This is a genomic window from Vibrio sp. T13N (assembly GCF_032970445.1).
Lineage (GTDB): Bacteria > Pseudomonadota > Gammaproteobacteria > Enterobacterales > Vibrionaceae > Vibrio > Vibrio diabolicus.
This window is the reverse complement of sequence record NZ_JAWJYE010000007.1, coordinates 115,626-134,669: the sequence shown is the minus strand read 5'-3', so window position 1 is coordinate 134,669 and position 19,044 is coordinate 115,626. Positions and strand designations below refer to the sequence as shown.

The window sequence follows — 19,044 nt, the reverse complement described above, 5'->3', positions numbered from 1 at the left end:
CAAGTGACTGCTTAGTTCAGACCGTTGAATGGGCATTTGTTGAAGCGATTGAGTTTTATTTTAATATTGTTTGCAACTGGAACCTTAAATTTATGAAAAAACTAGTCATGCTGATGTTGGCGGCTTCTGCTTTAACCGCTTGTAGTGATGAAGTGGGCACTGAAGGCTGGTGTAACGACATGCGCGATAAGCCAAAAACAGAATGGACAGCAGACAACGCAGTAGACTTTGCGAAGCACTGTGTTCTTCAAGATGGTGTGGGCAGCGAGCAATGGTGTGAGAACCTGAAAGATAAGCCAAAAGGTGACTGGAGTGCAAACGAAGCCACCAGCTTTACTAAGCACTGCATTTTCTAAGCACTACACTTTCTCAACACGGCGTCTCTCATTAAGAGTGATGACTGTGTTAGACAAAATATTAAGAAAACACCAAGCGTCTTGCTTGGTGTTTTTGTATCGACAATAGCTTGAGCTCTCACGTTCTGAGCACACCTATCTTTCCTCTGAGTAGAGTGTTTTACATTTTCGTTTCATTTTTGAAAACCTGTATTACCTGCCTTTAATTTTTCGCATTGCAGTGGCATGGTGTCGGTGTATTCGTCTAATTCAATTAGATTCATAACAAAAAGGGACTCAAATGGAAGTACTCAAAGGCTCATGTCTGTGTGGTAAGGTGAAATTGGAAGTGGCAGATGAATTCAAGTACATGGGAAATTGCCATTGCTCGGAATGTCGCAAGTTCACAGGCTCCGACTACTCGTCTGCAGGTGGTGTCGCTTTGGATAAGTTGCTCATTATCCAAGGAAAAGAGGATATTCAGACTTATCAGAAAAGCGAAAATACCATGTTATGTTTTTGTCGCCATTGCGGGTCGAGCCTGTATTCGAAAAAGAACAATGGGATTGTCAATATTCGCCTAGGTGTCTTGGATGATGCTCCATCCCACAAGCCAAATTTCCATATTTTTGTCGCGTCCAAAGCGCCGTGGCTTGAGATATCGGATAACCTGACTCAGTTTGAGGCCGGGCCCAAATAGAGTAGTAGCGGAAGAGAATTATTTAATAACAGAGGGCGTTGCAATAAGTCTACAACGCCCTCTACGCTTTTATTTTTGAAATTAGAACAGAGATGATTATTTGGCGTCTTGCAGTTCTTCTAAGCCACCTGCATTGTGCAGATTCGTGAACCCTTGCGATTGCAAATATTGATACGCTTTACCAGAGCGGTTACCACTGCGGCAGTACAATACGATCGCTTGATCTTTATCGACGGCTTGGAAATGTTTATCAAGCTCAGATAGAGGGAAATTGACCGCATTGTCTAAATGCCCCTCAGAGAACTCTTGCGGCGTGCGTACATCGACAATCATTGCGCCTTTCTCAATCAGTTGCCACCCTTGCTCAGCACGCTCAGAAGCCGCCACGTTGGGAGAAAGCAAGCCAACGCACAATGTTGCAAGAAACAGAGATACGACCTTTTTCATTGTTTGATTATCCTTTTTAAGAGTATGTAACCACTCTAGATTTGATTGAACACATTTTCCATCATAAAGAGGTTTTAAGTGGTCGTGAATGTCAAAAGTTTCGATAGAAGATTTTATTCAATTCAATAAAAAATTTTTATGAAATCCACCTCTTGAACTCCAATTTTTCGACCTTATTATTCTCATCGAAAGCGAGCGGTCGACTCGCAAATCCATCTTGATGTTTATTCTGTCTTTTATTTTTGGTTCCAAGTAGGAGGCACTTAAAAATGAAAATTCGTCCTTTAAATGACAAGCTAATTGTTGAAAGACAAGAGGTGGAAAATAAATCTGAAGGGGGAATCGTTTTAACTTCTCAGTCGGTGAAAAAATCAAACCGCGGGAAAGTCATTGCTGTTGGTTTAGGTAAACGCCTTGAAAATGGCGAACGCGCTGCGATGGAAGTCAAAGTGGGCGACCAAATCATTTTCAATGACGGTTACGGCGTGAAAACCGAGAAAATTGACGGCGCAGAATACTTGATTCTGTCCGAATCTGATGTGTTAGCAATCGTTGAGTAATTATTTTTGTAGTAGTTTTTTGAGGAGATAATTATGGCTGCAAAAGACGTATTATTTGCTAATGACGCACGTCAAAAAATGCTGAAAGGTGTGAACTTACTGGCGGATGCAGTAAAAGTGACACTAGGCCCTAAAGGCCGCAACGTTGTGCTTGATAAATCTTACGGCGCGCCAACCATTACCAAAGATGGTGTGTCTGTAGCGAAAGAAATCGAACTGAAAGACAAGTTCGAAAACATGGGCGCACAAATGGTGAAACAAGTGGCGTCCAAAGCGAATGATGAAGCAGGTGACGGTACAACGACGGCTACTGTACTGGCGCAATCTTTCATCAATGAAGGTCTTAAAGCGGTAGCGTCTGGCATGAACCCAATGGACCTAAAACGTGGTATCGACAAAGCCACTGAAGCGGCGGTTGAGAAACTACGTGAAATGTCTAAGCCATGCAGCGACAAAGAATCCATTACCCAAGTGGGTAGCATTTCTGCAAACAGCGATCGCGCGATCGGTGAAATCATTGCAGAAGCGATGGAAAAAGTGGGTCGCAATGGCGTGATTACGGTGGAAGAAGGCCAAGGTCTAGACAACGAATTGTCTGTGGTTGAAGGTATGCAATTCGACCGCGGTTACTTGTCGCCATACTTCATCACTAACCAAGAAAATGGCAGCGTAGAGCTAGACAACCCTTACATCCTATTGGTGGACAAAAAAGTCAGCAGCATCCGCGAGCTATTGCCAGTGTTAGAAGAAGTGGCGAAATCTTCTCGCTCGCTATTGATCATTGCTGAAGACATCGAAGGTGAAGCGCTAGCGACATTGGTTGTGAACAACATGCGTGGCATCGTGCGTGCGACTGCGGTGAAAGCACCTGGTTTTGGTGACAACCGTAAAGCGATGATGGAAGACATTGCGGTACTAACCGCAGGTACGGTCATCTCTGAAGAAATCGGCCTAGAGCTTGAAAAAGCAACGCTAGAGCAACTAGGTAGCGCGAAGAAAGTGACCATCACCAAAGACACAACAACCATCGTGGGTGGTGCAGCAGAAGCAAGCGCGATTGCTGATCGTGTGGCTTCGATTGAAAAACAAATCGAAACAACCACTTCTCAATACGACAAAGACAAGCTTCAACAACGTGTTGCGAAGCTTTCTGGCGGCGTAGCGGTGATCAAGATCGGCGCTGCAACTGAAGTTGAGATGAAAGAGAAGAAAGACCGCGTGGACGATGCGCTACACGCTACTCGCGCAGCGGTTGAAGAAGGTATTGTTGCTGGTGGTGGTGTTGCCCTAACTAAGATCGCGAAAGAATTGGCGGATCTAAAAGGCGACAACGATGACCAAAACGTGGGTATCCGAGTTGCGCTACGTGCAATGGAAGAGCCTCTTCGTCAAATCGCAACCAACGCAGGTGATGAAGCTTCAGTCGTAGCGAATGCTGTCAAAGCGGGTGATGTCGATTACGGTTACAACGCTGCAACAGGTGAATACGGCAGCATGATCGAAATGGGTATCTTGGACCCTGCGAAAGTAACACGTTCAGCGCTTCAATTCGCGGCGTCTGTTGCTGGCTTGATGATCACGACTGAAGCGATGATCACCAACCATGTTGAAGACAAAGAACTTGATATCTAACGTTATCAATCGTTAGTGATTAAGTAGGCGTTAAAACAACAATAACATTGCAAAACCTAAGCGGGCTCGCTTGAGCCCGCGAATCAGTCATTTGAGGTAAGTGTTATGACCCGTTTACCTGCGTTTTCTTTCTCAATATCTGAGCCGGGCGGTAATGAAGCTTCGTCAACGTGGCCGACTGCTATTCACTTCCCCCTCGTTCCAGCTGGGCCAGAGTTTTCGATCGAAAATGCTCTGCCTAAACGTCCGACAGTGACAATATTCACTATCGATTTGTCTCAGTTACTTAAAGGGGACGCTCGGGTCATTCATTAACTGCATCGAAACAGCCAACGTAAGTTGGCTGTTTTTTTTCATTTCTGGGTGTAGGTCAAATTATTGATAATGTGAATCGTTTTCGTTTGATTGTTGCTACTTGTTCAATGTGTTAGCTTAAATTGGGACTGTTCCCAAGTAAGGTAATAAAATAATGAATAAGAAAATACTGCTTCCCTTAATGTTAGGGATTTCCGCTACTGCCGCTGCTTCTGATAACAAGGTTGTAGAAAGTGTCTTGATTGATGACATCGCGCTAGAAGGTTACGTGAAGAAAAGCTATGAGGTCGTGATGCAAAGCGAGCCTGAGCTTTTCCCGTACGCGTTTCGTGGTAGCCGTGTGCAAATGAAGTTACTGGTTGAGTTATTCCATAATTCAAAGAACGACAAAAAAGCGGCTCGCGTGATCACTCTAGGGAATGGTTATGTACCAGGTAATCCGGGTGTAAAACACACTTACGATGCTGCGATTGTGGACCGTTTTACTCAAAACTACCCAGTCGCGTTCGACTACAGTATCTATCAAGCTGGTGGCACGCCGGTATTTAGTGAGGATTACTCACCGCAAAACGAAGCCAATGATGTTTCCGTATCGACAACCACGGTTGCTCCGTCTATCGGCTTAACCGCGACTGCAACACCGGGCTCAGCACCAAGTTTTTCTGGCTCGTTGACGACCGACCTGGGTGTGGCTTATACGTCTCGCTACTCAAGTAAGGATTACGTCACCGCAGCCAAACCAAAGGCTTCCATGGAACGCGGTATGGGCGTTAAGTGGACCACCTCTCTTAGCCAAATTTACACCAACGATTACCAGTACTACGGTAAATGGGCGGGCGTTTACCACTACACAGGTTGTTCAAACGAGAACCTATTACCAGAAGAGAACTTGCCGCGTTTGATCTACGGTTTCAAACCGAAATTTCAGTACGTGTTCACACCAGAATTTGAGCGCGGAGAAGAGCCAAAAACGGAGATGATCGCACGAGCGGGCATGAAAGAAGTTGAAGAAGGTTTCTCTCGCAATGCGTGTAACTGGTACGATCAAGGTACAACTAGCCACTACACTGAGGCACAAATTCGCTTCACGATTGATTGGGATACGCTAACCGTTATCACTCAATAAACGTTTCACTTATCAGACCGAAGGTTTGTGGATTGTAATGCGGCTCTAGTAGCCGCATTTTTATGGTCGAAATCTGATCGCAAGCGCATTAAGTCTTTAAGCCCAGCATCGCGCCGAAAATGACCAATCCCGCCCCACATGCTTGGGCGGATTGGCAGCAATCAACACGTTGTAAAACCTTCAACGGCAACACTCAGCAATCATTTGCGCATTTTTATTTTTGCATACAAGCCTCGGTGGATGGCTTAGGCGCGGCGATGGGATCTTATGGGCGATATTAAGCGCGATAATTTGGTCGCGCCATTTGGTTTTGTGCTATCAGGTTGCAATTATGTTTTATTGAGCCAAGATAAAAAGCGTACAGAACTCGAACATAAATTCATCACGTGGTTACAAACGCAAATGGTAGAGTGTGTACCACTACCATCGCAGCAAAATACGCAAGGCGAATAGAAGGCGAATAGAAGGCGAATAGAAGGCGAATAGAAGGCGTAGAGCGTGATTACGTCAGTCAGTTTGATGGAAAAGGGCTTAGGAAATTGGAAATGGAAAACCTCAATATTGTTGAAATCAAATCATTTGTTCCAGCGAAAGATTACGCGCTCTCAAAACGTTTTTATGAGGCGATAGGCTTTGATATGGCGTCAGACTTCGGTGATGTGGCGTACTTCTCTCAAGGCAGCTGCGCGTTCCTTTTACAGAATTTTTATGAGCCAGAACACGGCAACAACTTCATGATGCACTTGCTCGTAGAAGACGCAGAAAGCTGGCATCAGCACTTATCCAAAGTGGGCCATGAGGAATTTGGCTCGCGTTTGACTGAGCTGGTCGAGCAACCTTGGGGCATGCGCGAATGTTGTTTGTTTGACCCTAGTGGCGTTTTATGGCGAATCGGTCAGAACATGAATACTGACTAACGCCAGTCCTCTTTTCAGAACATCTATATCGCGCAGGTATTGATATCTCGATACCTGCGCGTTTTGTTTTTTGCTTAACCTTGCCAACGTTTCTCGCGCACTCACGCCTTTTTCGTGGTGGTGTGCGATGGACTGAACCCAAAAAGCTCCTCAAGCAGCATGGCTTTGAGTTCCGCCCGGACTTCTGTCCCTCCGATTAACGCCAAAAGTGCGAGTCCACCTGGGATGAGAATCACCATCAATATTGGTCTTAAAATATAAGAAAAGCAGAATATGGTCGGCAAGAAAATCAATCCTTGGCCTAGTTTGTTTAATACGTACATGAGCGATTCCTTTTGTTTTTATATAAAAATTGAGCGTGCTCATTTTTTATAATTGAGCGCGCTCAATTTGTCAATATCAGTCGCTCAAGGTATGATCCTTTCAGGCTCATTAAGCAGATACATCAATGACGAAGCGACAACAAACCAGAGATAAAATCCTAAAAGCCGCGTGGGCATCTTTTGCTCAAAATGGCTATGACATGACGACCACAAGGCAGATTGCGAGAGAAGCAGGAGTCGCCGACGGTACGGTGTTCAGCCACTTCCCGACTAAACTGTCGATTTTGCGCGAAGGGATGCTGGCGCAACTGCAACAGATCAGCCAAGAAACGCTAGTCAGTGTGGAAGGCAAAACCGATATCGACATCGGTTTGGCGCTGACGGAGAAATACTATCGCTACTATTTTGCGAACGTCGAGCTGAGCCGAGCCTTGTTGAAAGAGGTGATTTGGGATTTGGATTATTATCAGTCGTTTAACCAAGCTTTGTTTCAATCTGCGAGCGTAAGTTCTGTTCTTGAAGACAAAATGCCGTTGATTTTTGACTGCTACTTCATGACGCTAATCGCACATTTAAGCCGAGCAGAACCGGATGTTGAAGCCGCGCTTACAGATCTTCATGCTAAGTTTCAGCAAATCATTGCGACTACATAAAATGGCCCCAACGCAGAATCTGAAAGAATATACTGCCTGTCATTTTATTTGCTGGACTCCCATTTTCTCGTTTCAGTTGGCGTCTCACCAAATAGCCGCTTGTAGCTTTGGCTGAACTGCCCGAGATGAAAAAAACCAAAGTCAAAAGCGATTTCTGCAATTGTTCGATTATCTTCAGGGCTTTGTAGCACTCTACGTACTTGATTCAGCCGCATTCGGTGTATGAATTGCTTTGGCGAAGTATTACAGCAATGTTCAAAGGTGTACTGCAGTGTGCGGCGACTGACGTGCACAGCGTCACACAGTTCACTGACGGTGATCGGAGTTCTGTAATCTAAGTCGTGTAGCTGTTGCTTTATGCGGCGCATCACATGCTGACGATGAGAGATTGATATCGGGTGGCTTGCGCTTGGTGAACTGATTGAGAACAGTTCGAGAACGATGTCTTTTAAAACCACCTGATGTGTGCTGTCAGACCATCGCGATTCAGTGGGACCGAGTAAAGTACCCAAGTAGAATTTAAGTTGTTGAATGTGCTTTTCTGTTAGTCCCGCTAAGTGCGGTGTGTTGCAGCCGATACCGTCTAACTCGAGCTGTTTTTCTATGATTTGAACCAGTTTTCTGTCGAGTACTATCCCATAGATAGAAAACTGTTCAGGTGTCATTAACTCAAAATCTGCACCGCCTTGTCTAAGCAAAAGCTGGCTTGCATTAAACTGACTGTGATTTAGGTGTAGCGGCTTATTTTCCGCACTCAAGCCCAACCAAATTCCTCCCTCTTCAACCCTGCATTGCTGTCTTAGTGAGCGGTTACTGTCTTCACGAAATACATGGAAATTGGGAAATCGTCGTTCTCGAATTTGACCTAAAAATCGGCCATCGCTGAGTTGATCGTATTCCTGTTGCCAGTTTATTAGGCTTGCAGCTTGTTGGTTTGCATCCTTTGTGTGATGGATGCACAGCATTGGTGCGGTTTGGGGTGTTTGGTCACTCATCCTTGTGATGCTCATTCCTTTTTTGTGAGTCATGTTGGAGCAATTTTTATGTAACTCATTGTTTATTATTGTTTTATAAATGTTGCCAGTTTTTGATAACGCTACGGAACACATTTGGCAATACTTTCTTAAAGCTTATTGATAGTTCAGCAAAAAGCGAACCAAATAGTGAAGAGGAAGAGCAATGACGGCAACTTATCGTCGGCAACAAGGAAGTAAAGTCTATACCTTTAAGTCATTAGCTGACTTGATGGCGAAAGCGACACCGGAGCGATCAGGCGATGCGTTAGCTGGAGTTTGTGCTCAGTCAGCGGCAGAACGTGTAGTCGCACAAATGGCGCTGTCTGAGTTACCACTTAAAACGTTTCTTAACGAGGCGGTTATTCCATACGAAAGCGACGATATCACTCGCCTAATTATCGATACGCATGACCTTGAAGCCTTTAAACCGATTGAGCACTTGACGGTCGGAGATTTTCGAAATTGGCTGCTGAGTGAAGAAGCCGATGGTGAAACGTTGGCTAAAATTCGTCAAGGTTTAACACCAGAAATGGTGGCCGCAGTCAGTAAGATTATGCGCAACCAGGATTTGATTCTCGTTGCTAAAAAATGCCAAGTTGTCACGGCTTTTCGGAATAAGATTGGTTTGCCGAGTCGCCTGTCTACTCGCCTACAGCCGAATCACCCCACTGATTCTCTCAACGGTATCGCAGCGACCATTTTTGATGGTCTGATGTACGGAAATGGCGATGCGGTTATCGGTATCAATCCGGCAACAGATAATGTGCCTCAAGCTATCAAGTTAATGAACTTAATGGATGAGGTGATTCAACACTATCAAATACCGACTCAGTCTTGTGTGTTAACTCATGTAACGAACACGATCGAAGCCATTGAAATGGGTGCACCAGTCGATCTCGTTTTTCAGTCGATAGGCGGCACGCAAGGAACGAACGATACCTTCGGAATAGACTTATCAATTTTGAAAGAGGCCCATGAAGCCGCGTTGTCTTTGAATCGAGGTAGTGTAGGAAACAATGTGATGTATTTTGAAACCGGACAAGGTACAGCGTTGTCTGCGAATGCATTTCATGGGGTCGATCAACAGACTTGCGAAGCTCGTGCTTATGCTGTCGCGAAACAGTTCGATCCTTTGTTGGTTAATACAGTCGTTGGGTTCATTGGCCCAGAGTACCTGTTTGATGGCAAACAGATCATTCGTGCTGGGCTTGAAGATCATTTCTGTGGGAAGCTGCTTGGTTTACCTATGGGTTGCGACATCTGTTACACCAATCATGCCTATGCCGATCAGAATGACATGGATAACTTACTGACACTATTAGGCGTGGCCGAGTGCTCTTTCATCATGGGTATTCCAGGGTCTGATGACATCATGCTCAACTATCAAACTACCTCATTTCACGATGCTCTTTATGCAAGAAAAGTACTCGGTTTGAAGCCAGCTCCAGAGTTTGAACAATGGTTAATGGAGATGCAGATTTTCGAGAGCGTGCAAGACGTTCGGTTAAGTGAGCAAATCTCTCGCTCGTTTTCGGGAGCAATTAATCAACTGAATAAGGGGTATTCTCATGGGTAAAGTGATCACCATTTCTCAGTCCACACAAGACGAGTCTGAAGTTGTCACACACAACCCTTGGGGCAAGTTACGCGACTTCACCTCTGCTCGGATCGCTCTGGGTCGCAGCGGAAACAGTGTACCAACCAACGAGTTACTCTCATTTCAGCTGGATCATGCCCAAGCTATGGATGCAGTGCATTGCAGTTTGAATATTGAGTCTCTCGTTGCTGGTTTGTCGGACTCTTACTCGATTCTTGAAAATACCTTAGAGCCTCCAGTGGTAGTGAGCAGCCAAGTGAGTGATCGGCTTATGTACTTGCAAAGGCCCGATTTAGGACGGCAGCTCGATGAATCTTCTTGGAAAACGCTCAACTCGATAGCAAATGAGCATAACACTGACATTGATCTTGCGATTGTTATTGCTGATGGACTTTCTTCCGTCGCAATTCAAAACCATGCCGTGCCTGTTGTTACGCGATTGATTTCTCTTTTAAGCGCTGATGATGAACATCAATGGAAATTCGCACCTATCACAATCGTAAAGCAAGGAAGAGTAGCTGTAGGGGATGATGTTGGTGAATGTTTTAACGCTAAGGCCGTGCTGGTTTTAATTGGAGAGAGGCCAGGTCTAACGTCTCCGGATAGCATGGGTATGTATCTCACTTGGGGGGCTAAACGAGGCTCTAAAGATTCCCAAAGAAACTGCATTTCCAATGTGCGTCCCCAGGGGCTCAACTATGACGATGCCTGTGAACGCGCATTTTACTTGCTCAAGGAGGCTCGAAAATTACAACTGTCAGGAGTGAACCTGAAAGATCGCTCCGACATCAATGAGCCAAGTGGCGCAAGCGTTGAAGATAAACACAGCGACAACTTTTTAATTTCATCAAAGTAGAAGGATTTACTATGTCTAAACATCAGGAGTACTTGGCCAAAAGACAGCTAAAAAGAGGCACCGCAGGTTGGATTTTACTTGCGGGCTTAGGTGTCTCGTATGTTATATCAGGTGACTTCGCCGGTTGGAACTTTGGCATCGCTCAAGCAGGATGGGGAGGCTTTCTTATTGCTGCTATCGCGATGGCAGTAATGTATTTCACGCTAGTATTGTCTTTAGCTGAAATGTCTGCGGCGATTCCTGCTGCGGGTGGTGGTTACAGCTTCGCAAGACAGGCGATGGGGCCGACAGGCGGCTTTTTCACTGGCTTATCAGTTTTGATTGAATATGCGCTCGCGCCTGCTGCGATAGTGATTTTTATTGGCTCTGCAGTAAATGAATTGGTTGGTATTGATGGCCCTGTTGTTTACGCACTTTTCTACGCCGTCTTTATCGCTATTCATATGGCAGGGGTTGGCGAAGCTCTCAAAGTAATGATGGTCATCAGCGGTTTGGCTGTGTTAGCCATTCTCATTACTGCTGGTGTGCTTATTGGTCACTTTGATGTGAATAACTTATTCGATATTGCTCCAGCGACGGCTCAGACAACAGAAATCTTGCCGTTTGGGTGGTATGGCGTATGGGCGGCGTTGCCATTTGCTATGTGGTTATTTCTTGCGGTTGAAGGTGTGCCTTTAGCTGCAGAGGAGGCAAAAAACCCGGCGAAAGATGTTCCAAAAGGCATCATTGGTGCGATGTTGTTTTTATTACTAACCGCAACTCTGGTAGTCGTTCTTTTGGCTGGTGCGGTTGGTTCAAAGGTCATAGGCGATAGCGCGGTGCCATTAGTTGACGCGCTGAAGCTTACAGGCAATTCAACGATAGCAATGGCCGTGAACTTACTTGGATTGGCTGGTCTTATCGCTTCTTTCTTCTCTATCATTTATGGTTACAGTCGCTTGGTGTTTGCGCTTTCCCGCGCGGGTTATTTGCCGCAAACTTTGTCATTAACCAGTGACAAAAAAGTGCCTTCTCGTGCGCTTTTGGTTCCGGGCGTTTTTGGGTTCTTGGTTTCCCTTACGGGAGAGGGGGACTTAATCTTGGCGATGGCAGTTGTCGGTGCGACGGTATCGTACGCATTAATGTCCTTGAGTCATATTTTATTGCGAATTAAACAGCCGGAGTTAGCTCGCCCATATAAAACGCCTGGCGGGGTAATCACTTCGAGTATTTCTCTGGTGCTTTCTTTGATCGCAATGACAGGTGTTTATGCTTTTGATCCCTCTGCCTTTTTCATGACAATGGGATTGTTTCTTATCGGTGGTGTTTATTATGGTTTATACAGCCGCAACAAATTGGTGGCAGCAACCGCGGAGGAGGAGTTTGCCATGCTGTCGGTTGCAGAATTAGAGCTTGAATCAGATGTAGCACGATAGCCATTTCAATTATTGTTCGCCACTACATCAAGGGAGCCATGTGCTCCCTTTGTCATTTCTATCAAAAGTGCATAGCGCACAAATGTATCACTTTAACTTTATAAGTGGTTAATCATGTGAAAGTCTAGTCTGGATAACTATGGCGCAGAGCCATCACAGGTAAAGGTTAAGTTTTCAAGGAAAGATCATGATAAATAAGGTATTTAATACACTTTTGGGAACAGAGTTACCGATTATTCAAGCGCCAATGGCCGGCGTGCAAGACAGCCAAATGACCATAGCTGTCAGTAATGTTGGCGGGCTTGGCTCGTTACCTTGTGGAATGCTGAATAAAGACGCCATCGTTAAAGAACTTCAACTTATTCAACAGGCGACCAATCGACCGTTCAACCTCAACTTCTTTTGCCATGAGATGCCGGAATACGACGCCAACAAGCACGAAGAGTGGCAAAAAGCGCTGCAACCGTATTTTGCTGAAGTTGGTGCAACCGTACAGGAGCAGCCAAACGCTCCGACAAGAATGCCTTTCAATCATGATATTGCTGACGCGATTGAACCATTTGCACCGCCAGTGATCAGTTTCCACTTTGGTTTGCCAACCGATGACTTATTAGCGCGAATTCGAGGCTGGGGAGGGAAGATCCTTTCGACAGCAACCACGGTGGATGAAGCACTTTGGCTGGAAGCAAAAGGCGTTGACGGTATTATCGCCCAAGGCTTGGAGGCTGGTGGACACCGAGGCATGTTTTTATCGGATGATTTAACTACTCAATTAAGTCTGATGGCGTTATTACCACAAATCTCCAAACGGGTGAATTTGCCTGTTATTGCTGCAGGCGGAATCGCTGATAGAAGCGGTGTGGAAGCCGCGTTGAGATTAGGAGCGAGTGCCGTTCAAGTTGGCAGCGCCTATTTGTTGTGTGATGAGGCGAAAACATCGTCTTTACATCGATATGCCATTGCTAGTGAACGCGCGCAACATACCGCTGTGACCAATGTTTTCTCGGGCCGACCAGCGAGAGGTATTGTGAATCGCGCGATGTCGGAGCTAGGTTACATCTGTGAGTCTGCGCCGAAATTCCCATATGCTTCCATTGAAATGACTCAGTTAAGAGCGCTTATGGAGAAGCAAAACCGAGATGAATTTACGCCGTTGTGGTGCGGACAAAATTCGTCGGGTTGCAAAGAAATTTCGGCGGCAGAAATGACACTGTCATTAGTGGAAGGGATTGATTTGAATTGACTTATTCGATAATAAATAGAGCCCTTTGGGGGAAAGGGCTCTTAGGGGGAGGAGCTTAAGGTTTAAGCTTTCACAAGAGTCGCTGCGTTACGCATCGCTTCTTTCGTTGAACACTCAACAACGTTTGCTTTTGCAAAGCGGTGAGCGTCTTTTACTTGGATATCGTGAGCTAGAATAACCAGCTTCGCGTTTGCTACATCTAGGTCAGTGATGCGGTTCTGGATACCGTTTTGACCTTGAGTTTCTACTTTGATTTTCAGACCCGCTGCCGCACCTGCTTTCTCTAGTGCTTTCGCTGCCATGAATGTGTGTGCTACGCCAGATGGGCAACATGTTACTGCTACGATGTCGTACTCGCCTTCGCCTGCTGCTGGAGCCGCTTGAGCTTGTGCTGGTGCTGCTTCTGCGATTTCGTCTTCTGCTTCTTCTTCAGCGACTGGTTTCCAGAAGCCAACGATAACTGCTGTTGTTAGTGAGCCTAGTGCGATACCCACAACGTACATTGGGATGTTGCTTGATACAGGTGCTGTGATTAGACCGCCCCATGGTGCGTGCAGCAGTACGTCTGTTAGGAAGCCGAACACACAGCCAACGATACCACCAGCAACGATTGAAGGAAGAACGCGTACAGGGTCGTTTGCTGCGAATGGGATAGCACCTTCAGAGATACCGATAGAACCCATGATTGCTGCTGCTTTACCTGCTTCTTGCTCTTGTTTAGTGAACTTCTTCTTGAATAGGAATGTTGCTAGTGCCATACCTAGAGGAGGCGTACAGATTGCGATACCAACACCACCCATTAGCCATGGTTGTGTATCAACTTGAGTTTGAGCGAATAGCGTTGCTACTTTGTTGATTGGACCGCCCATATCGAATGCAGTCATACCACCAAGAATCGTACCTAGAACCACTTTAGAAGCACCAGCCATAGAAGCTAGGAATTCGTTCATAGAAGCCATGAAGATCTTGATTGGCTCACCGATACCCCATAGAACGATACCTGCAGAGATAAGTGTACCTAGTAGAGGGTAGATGAAGTAAGCGCCCAACGCAGTCATGTTAGCAGAAAGAGGGATCTTCTTAAGTTGTAGAACTACACCTCCAGCGATAAAACCAGCGACGATACAACCTAGGAAGCCACCGCCCATGTCAGCCATGATGCCAGAAGAGATCATCGCTGGTGCTAGAGCTGGTTTGTCTGCAATTGAGTAACCGATGAAGCCACCAAGAATAATTGGGAACAGCACCAGACCTTTAATACCGATATTAGAAATATCCGCCAATAAACCGTCCGCAGGAACCGCACCTTTACCTGATGCCATTACCGCCAGCGCCAGTAGTACACCACCCGCAACGATAAATGGCAGCATGTGAGAAGTACCGAATAAAAGGTGACCTTTCATGGTACTTAGGAGTTTTTTGAAATCGCTATTATTGCTAGCTTGAGCTGTGATTGTACTCATAATTTCACGCCTTATGAATTAATTAAAATATTTAGTATTTGGTTTTCGTCTTTTGCGTTATGAATATCTTCAATAAACTCTTCGCTAAATTTTCCGAATAATTCTTGAAGAACATAAATATGGTGGTCGGCACCGTTATCAGGTGAAGCAATCATGAAGAATACGGTCGGTTTGACTCCCTCTTCGTCGCCATACTCGATGCCTTCGCGCTTTACGCCAACAGCGATTGCAGGCTCTGTAACCGCTTTGCTTTTTGCGTGTGGGTAAGCGATGCCGTCCATTGAAGTCACGCTTAATACTTCACGTGCTTCGATGTCGGTTAAAAAAGCCTCTTTGCTGCTGATTCGATTATTTTCGAATAGCATTTGTGCTAGCTCTTCAAAGACTTCTTTTTTATTATTTGCTTGAAGGTTGCCTTTAATTAAATTGACGTTTGTTAGTTCTGTAATCATTTTGTGACTCATTGGTACTGAAGTAATGAGTCAAATTTAATTAATGAAGTGGTTTTCGGAAATAGTAAAAAAAAACCAATAACTATACTTTTGTATCACTCAATCTTAAGTGTGATAGCCGTCATTAATAATGCGGAATATTATAAAATTTATTATGTGATTTATATTCCAGTTATTTTGAAATAAATAACTAGACATGAAAATGAACTGGAGGAGGATCAAAGCCCTGGTTAGGATGCAAAAAGAGGCGTTGCGCCTCTTAGTTTGAGATAATAGAAACAGCGATAAAGGCTGGCCATTAATTTTTATATTTATGCAGCAAATCTAACGGGATATGGCAGTAGTCATTTGGAAAGCGCGTGAGTCGGTCTTGGTGCTCATCATCACTTGGCACGTAGTTTGTGAGTGGCAGCACTTCTACGGCGATTTTATCGGCATCCGGTCTTGCTGCGATAAACGCTTTAGCAATAGTTAGGTGTTGCTCGTTTTGGCTATAAACACCGGTACGGTACTTTTCACCTACGTCTTCACCTTGCTTGTTAACGCTGTGCGGGTCGATGATCTCAAACAGATACCCCATCAAAGTTTCAACCGAAACCAGCTCAGGGTCGAATTGGGTTTTCACGCATTCTGCGTAACCATCGTATTCGGATTGAGTGTTATCCGTCGTGCCATTTGCTCGTCCTGCTTCGGTGCTGATTACGCCGGGAAGGTGGCGCATAAATTCTTGAACGCCCCAAAGGCAGCCGCCTGCGAAGTAAATTTCTTCCATCATTCTGTCCTGAAAATCTTTGCGCCATTATGGGCATCACTTTCACTCAAACACAACTCCAACCATAGATTTAATGACTCATCGATGAGCAGTTCGGACATAAAACAGGAACAACTCGGTGATGATTTGCTCTCTTTTTTGTGCTGCTTTTCCTCGTTAGATTGAGCGCAATTAAGAGCTAAGGGGAACCCTAATGAAAATTGAACATATCGCGATTTGGACTGAACGTTTGGAAGAGCTTAAAGCCTTCTATGAGAAATACTTTAACGCGGTGTCTAACGATAAATACCACAACCCAACTAAGCAGTTTTCATCTTACTTTCTTTCGTTTGAAAGTGGTGCACGATTGGAGTTAATGTCGATGGAAGGTGTGACCGCTTGTGAAAAATCTCATGCGATGCAGGTAACGGGGTTGGCACATTTTGCCTTCGCCTTAGGAGCAGAACAGGCAGTGGATCAATTAACCAAAACCTTAGTAGATGATGGCTACCAATGGATCGACGGTCCGAGACAAACGGGTGATGGTTACTACGAAAGCTGCGTATTAGATCCGGATGGCAACCGTCTAGAGCTTACGGTGTAACGCAACTTCGCTTATTTCTATCGTTCACAGGCTGCTTTCATATGAAAGTATTCGGGCGTATACTGCAAGCTCATTAATAAGGAGTGAGCCTGTGAACCCAAGACAAAATGAAATCCTGCAATTAGTGAATGATCGTAAACGCGTTCAAGTCACGGAGCTTTCTGACATTATCGGCGTGTCGGGCGTGACCATCAGGCAGGATTTGAATTTTCTGGAGCAACAGGGCTATCTAAAGCGCGTACACGGCGCAGCTACCGCATTGCAAAGTGATGATATTGATACCCGATTAGAAGTCCGTTTCGATATTAAACAATCACTTGCAAATAAAGCGGCGGACTTGGTATCACCAAACGAAACCGTATTGATCGAGGGCGGCAGTGCTAATGCGCTCTTGGCTCGCACTTTAGCTGAACGCGGCGATGTGACCATCATTACCCCATCGGCGTACATCGCCCATCTCATCCGTAACACCTCTGCCAACATCATCTTGCTTGGTGGCGTGTATCAGCATCAAAGTGAGAGCCTCGTTGGCCCGCTCACCAAACTCTGTATTGAGAACATTCACTTCAGCACGGCTTTCTTGGGTATAGACGGATTTCACCAAGACACTGGTTTTACTAGCCGAGACATGATGCGTGCCGACATCGCAGAGGCCATTCTGGCAAAGAATAGACGTAACATCGTACTGACGGACTCCAGTAAGTTTGGACAGATTTATCCTTCTTCAATTGGAAATACCAACGAAATATCGGTGTTGTTAACCGACAAAGCCGCTCCGAAAAGCGACCTTGAGCAAATCAAAAAGCTAGGTGTGGAAGTGGTGTTGGGGTAAGTACTAATTGCTCTCCGACCATACTGCGAATTCATTTCCACTTGGTTCGGTGAAGTGGAATCGGCAGCCGCCGGGAAATTCGAAAATAGGGCGGATAATTTTTCCACCATGCTGCTCAACTTTTATCTGCGTGGCCTGAATATCTGAGCTATAAAACACTAAAAGTGCGCCACCATTTGCGGTTTGGTTTACAAACTCAGATTTGAAGAATCCGCCATCTAACCCTTGTCCTGAAAATGCAGAGTATTCAGGACCATAATCGATAAAAGTCCAGTCAAAGGTACGCTCAAAAAATTGTTTTGTAGCGTTAATATTGGTGGAACCAAATTCGACGTAATTCAATTTTTCATGTTGATGCATAGTGAAATCCTTCTCGGTTACTATCGTCTCTAGGCGAATTTTTCTACGATGATGTCATCCGCTTTTTCGACAAATAATGCGCCTTGATCCTTGAGCTCTGTCAGCACATTTTCAACATTATCAGGCAGCACTGCGCGAGTTGAAGCAAGGTTGACCACCACATTGTAGCCAAGATCCAGTGCTTGCATGACGGATTTCTTCACACAAAAATCTAGCGCGAGACCACCGATCACTAGGGTATCAATCCCGTTGAATTTTAGAAATTCATGTGCGCCTGTCGTTTTAGTATCGGCAATATCATGGAAGAAAATACCGTAAGGATGCGCATCAGGATCCATGCCTTTATTAACTTGAAAATCATAGTCCAAAACAGGTGGTAAACCGTCTAAAAGTTCAGAACCTGTTGTGCCAAGCACACAATGGCGGTTCCATTTTATATCCACATTGGGTAGGCCGACGGGTTCAAGCATGTTGGCTGGTGTTTCGGCATCCCATTTTGCTTTTGGTGGGTGTAAGTCACGACTGACCAGTTTTAATCGGCCTTTGGCATGATTACTCAGAAGCTCCGGTACGATTTCCAATGCACCTGCAACGGGCAGTTCATTTGGACATAACTCGCTAAAGCCTTTCTCTGGGTCAACGTCGATCACTGCTGTAGTTTGATAGTTTACTCGAACAGTCATGGCAGACTCCTTGTCTGTCTGATTGCCTGCGTTTATCCACGCAAACAGTTTTGAAAAAAGGTTACTTCGTCGCTGGTCAGCGTATATACCATTGCGGGTTTTCCACCTTTGCCTTTGTTGGTAGAAGCGACTTTATTGGTGGGTTTTAGTACGCCTGAATCTATCAAGCGGCGCTTAATCGTCATTCGGCTAATATCAATACCAAACTCTTGATAAGCAGAAATGATGTCGGCAACCAAAAACTCTTTGTCTAATGCAAACAAAAGAACCGATGTGTATTCAATGGATGCACGAAGCTTCTGCCACGCTTTTTCAATGGTTTTTTGATGGTCAAACGCGAGGGTCTCTTCTCCATTGAGTATAGCTTGTAGCGAAAACCATTTAAGTTGGCACTCTGGTACACCTGCATTGTTGATTTGCTCTACATTGTTACGATCGACTAAGGCGTAGTGCGTAATGTTTAAGCTCCAGTCTTCTGGATCACGTTTGGGATCGCCGTCGATAAAAGCTTCACTAAAGTGACGAGGGTAGGTATGGATTTTCTCGCGGCAAATTCGGCGACGCGCCGCCTCAAAGTTTTCATCGGCCGGGCGTCCTCCTTCACTGGTTAAGTCTTTATCAAAGACAAATCCGCCCGGTAGTGCCCAGACTCCATGGTATGGCCGATTTGGATTTGAACGTTTAATCAACAACACTTCCAATCCCTTATCGGCACAGCCAGATAGCCTGAATGGAATAATGTCGACAGATACGATCATGGTTGG

23 protein-coding genes and 1 pseudogene are annotated in these 19,044 nt (G+C 45.2%); 15 read left to right on the top strand and 9 right to left on the bottom strand.

All coding sequences use genetic code 11. The features are described from left to right. Positions 1–92 precede the first annotated feature (92 nt). Both R2S67_RS13570 and R2S67_RS13565 read left to right on the top strand, forming a co-directional pair. The gene (locus tag R2S67_RS13570; protein ID WP_005395285.1) at positions 93–356 is read left to right on the top strand and encodes a DUF3012 domain-containing protein; all 264 of its coding nucleotides are present in this window, start codon (positions 93–95) and stop codon (positions 354–356) included. Positions 357–636: 280 nt separating this feature from the next. After that, positions 637–1,035 (top strand): GFA family protein, encoded by a 399-nt coding sequence (locus R2S67_RS13565; protein ID WP_258587217.1) that lies wholly within the window; start codon positions 637–639, stop codon positions 1,033–1,035. A gap of 96 nt (positions 1,036–1,131) precedes the next feature. Here R2S67_RS13565 and R2S67_RS13560 read toward each other — a convergent pair whose 3' ends face one another. Then, on the bottom strand, positions 1,132–1,482 hold the full coding sequence (locus tag R2S67_RS13560; RefSeq protein ID WP_048624720.1) for a rhodanese-like domain-containing protein: 351 nt from the start codon (positions 1,480–1,482) through the stop codon (positions 1,132–1,134). A gap of 269 nt (positions 1,483–1,751) precedes the next feature. On the opposite strand from R2S67_RS13560, the gene R2S67_RS13555 reads away from it, so the two are divergent. From R2S67_RS13555 to R2S67_RS13530, 6 genes and pseudogenes are all read left to right on the top strand, one after another. Continuing rightward, entirely contained in the window at positions 1,752–2,042 is a 291-nt protein-coding gene (locus R2S67_RS13555; protein WP_005373989.1) for a co-chaperone GroES, read from the top strand. Between the two features lie 33 nt (positions 2,043–2,075). Then, complete coding sequence (gene groL, locus R2S67_RS13550) at positions 2,076–3,674, top strand: chaperonin GroEL (protein ID WP_257887316.1); 1,599 nt, start codon at positions 2,076–2,078, stop codon at positions 3,672–3,674. Positions 3,675–3,779: 105 nt separating this feature from the next. Then, the gene (locus R2S67_RS13545) at positions 3,780–3,989 is read left to right on the top strand and encodes a hypothetical protein (RefSeq protein WP_005464025.1); all 210 of its coding nucleotides are present in this window, start codon (positions 3,780–3,782) and stop codon (positions 3,987–3,989) included. Between the two features lie 154 nt (positions 3,990–4,143). Continuing rightward, positions 4,144–5,115, top strand: coding sequence for a leukocidin family pore-forming toxin (locus R2S67_RS13540; RefSeq protein ID WP_006741319.1), 972 nt, complete (start codon positions 4,144–4,146; stop codon positions 5,113–5,115). 134 nt (positions 5,116–5,249) lie between these two features. Beyond that, a pseudogene (locus tag R2S67_RS13535) lies at positions 5,250–5,568 on the top strand (LysR family transcriptional regulator); the annotation flags it as partial. Positions 5,569–5,660: 92 nt separating this feature from the next. After that, positions 5,661–6,032 carry a VOC family protein gene (locus R2S67_RS13530; protein ID WP_005395273.1) on the top strand — a complete coding sequence of 124 codons (372 nt, stop codon included), beginning with the start codon at positions 5,661–5,663 and terminating at the stop codon, positions 6,030–6,032. A 101-nt stretch (positions 6,033–6,133) separates the two neighbouring features. On the opposite strand, the gene R2S67_RS13525 is transcribed toward R2S67_RS13530, so the two are convergent. Then, positions 6,134–6,355, bottom strand: coding sequence for a hypothetical protein (locus tag R2S67_RS13525; RefSeq protein ID WP_317344995.1), 222 nt, complete (start codon positions 6,353–6,355; stop codon positions 6,134–6,136). A 125-nt stretch (positions 6,356–6,480) separates the two neighbouring features. Between R2S67_RS13525 and R2S67_RS13520 the strand changes: the two genes are divergently transcribed. Continuing rightward, a complete protein-coding gene (locus R2S67_RS13520; protein WP_134645408.1) occupies positions 6,481–7,008 on the top strand; it encodes a TetR/AcrR family transcriptional regulator in 528 nt (175 codons plus the stop codon). Positions 7,009–7,052: 44 nt separating this feature from the next. Here R2S67_RS13520 and R2S67_RS13515 read toward each other — a convergent pair whose 3' ends face one another. Continuing rightward, a complete protein-coding gene (locus tag R2S67_RS13515; protein WP_317344992.1) occupies positions 7,053–8,003 on the bottom strand; it encodes a helix-turn-helix domain-containing protein in 951 nt (316 codons plus the stop codon). A 184-nt stretch (positions 8,004–8,187) separates the two neighbouring features. On the opposite strand from R2S67_RS13515, the gene R2S67_RS13510 reads away from it, so the two are divergent. The 4 genes from R2S67_RS13510 to R2S67_RS13495 all read left to right on the top strand — a co-directional run bounded on the left by R2S67_RS13510 (position 8,188) and on the right by R2S67_RS13495 (position 13,135). After that, positions 8,188–9,600 (top strand): ethanolamine ammonia-lyase subunit EutB, encoded by a 1,413-nt coding sequence (locus tag R2S67_RS13510; protein ID WP_317344991.1) that lies wholly within the window; start codon positions 8,188–8,190, stop codon positions 9,598–9,600. Next, positions 9,593–10,477: an ethanolamine ammonia-lyase subunit EutC gene (eutC, locus tag R2S67_RS13505; RefSeq protein ID WP_317344990.1), complete on the top strand. Its 885-nt coding sequence runs from the start codon at positions 9,593–9,595 to the stop codon at positions 10,475–10,477. Before R2S67_RS13510 ends, eutC begins: the two co-directional genes overlap by 8 nt. An 11-nt stretch (positions 10,478–10,488) precedes the next feature. Further along, complete coding sequence (eat, locus tag R2S67_RS13500) at positions 10,489–11,892, top strand: ethanolamine permease (RefSeq protein WP_317344989.1); 1,404 nt, start codon at positions 10,489–10,491, stop codon at positions 11,890–11,892. 187 nt (positions 11,893–12,079) lie between these two features. Further along, on the top strand, positions 12,080–13,135 hold the full coding sequence (locus R2S67_RS13495) for a nitronate monooxygenase (RefSeq protein WP_317344988.1): 1,056 nt from the start codon (positions 12,080–12,082) through the stop codon (positions 13,133–13,135). A 62-nt stretch (positions 13,136–13,197) separates the two neighbouring features. Here the strand turns inward: R2S67_RS13495 and R2S67_RS13490 are convergent, their stop codons facing one another. The 3 genes from R2S67_RS13490 to R2S67_RS13480 form a co-directional block, all read right to left on the bottom strand. Then, on the bottom strand, positions 13,198–14,598 hold the full coding sequence (locus tag R2S67_RS13490) for a fructose-specific PTS transporter subunit EIIC (RefSeq protein ID WP_317344987.1): 1,401 nt from the start codon (positions 14,596–14,598) through the stop codon (positions 13,198–13,200). Positions 14,599–14,609: 11 nt separating this feature from the next. Further along, positions 14,610–15,050, bottom strand: a complete 441-nt coding sequence (locus R2S67_RS13485; RefSeq protein WP_025787941.1) for a PTS sugar transporter subunit IIA — start codon at positions 15,048–15,050, stop codon at positions 14,610–14,612. Positions 15,051–15,348: 298 nt separating this feature from the next. Continuing rightward, positions 15,349–15,822, bottom strand: a complete 474-nt coding sequence (locus R2S67_RS13480; RefSeq protein ID WP_134646420.1) for a peptide-methionine (S)-S-oxide reductase — start codon at positions 15,820–15,822, stop codon at positions 15,349–15,351. Positions 15,823–16,015: 193 nt separating this feature from the next. Between R2S67_RS13480 and R2S67_RS13475 the strand changes: the two genes are divergently transcribed. Together R2S67_RS13475 and R2S67_RS13470 are read left to right on the top strand one after the other, a co-directional pair. Beyond that, positions 16,016–16,405, top strand: a complete 390-nt coding sequence (locus R2S67_RS13475) for a VOC family protein (RefSeq protein ID WP_301658742.1) — start codon at positions 16,016–16,018, stop codon at positions 16,403–16,405. Positions 16,406–16,496: 91 nt separating this feature from the next. After that, a complete protein-coding gene (locus R2S67_RS13470) occupies positions 16,497–17,237 on the top strand; it encodes a DNA-binding transcriptional regulator YciT (protein WP_301658743.1) in 741 nt (246 codons plus the stop codon). Positions 17,238–17,240: 3 nt separating this feature from the next. On the opposite strand, the gene R2S67_RS13465 is transcribed toward R2S67_RS13470, so the two are convergent. From R2S67_RS13465 to R2S67_RS13455, 3 genes are read right to left on the bottom strand one after another with little or no spacing between them, the layout of a single operon-like run. After that, positions 17,241–17,597: a VOC family protein gene (locus R2S67_RS13465; RefSeq protein WP_054866935.1), complete on the bottom strand. Its 357-nt coding sequence runs from the start codon at positions 17,595–17,597 to the stop codon at positions 17,241–17,243. 29 nt (positions 17,598–17,626) lie between these two features. Then, positions 17,627–18,280 (bottom strand): isochorismatase family protein, encoded by a 654-nt coding sequence (locus tag R2S67_RS13460; RefSeq protein WP_005392655.1) that lies wholly within the window; start codon positions 18,278–18,280, stop codon positions 17,627–17,629. Positions 18,281–18,312: 32 nt separating this feature from the next. Further along, complete coding sequence (locus tag R2S67_RS13455) at positions 18,313–19,038, bottom strand: NUDIX domain-containing protein (protein WP_005373953.1); 726 nt, start codon at positions 19,036–19,038, stop codon at positions 18,313–18,315. Positions 19,039–19,044 lie beyond the last annotated feature (6 nt).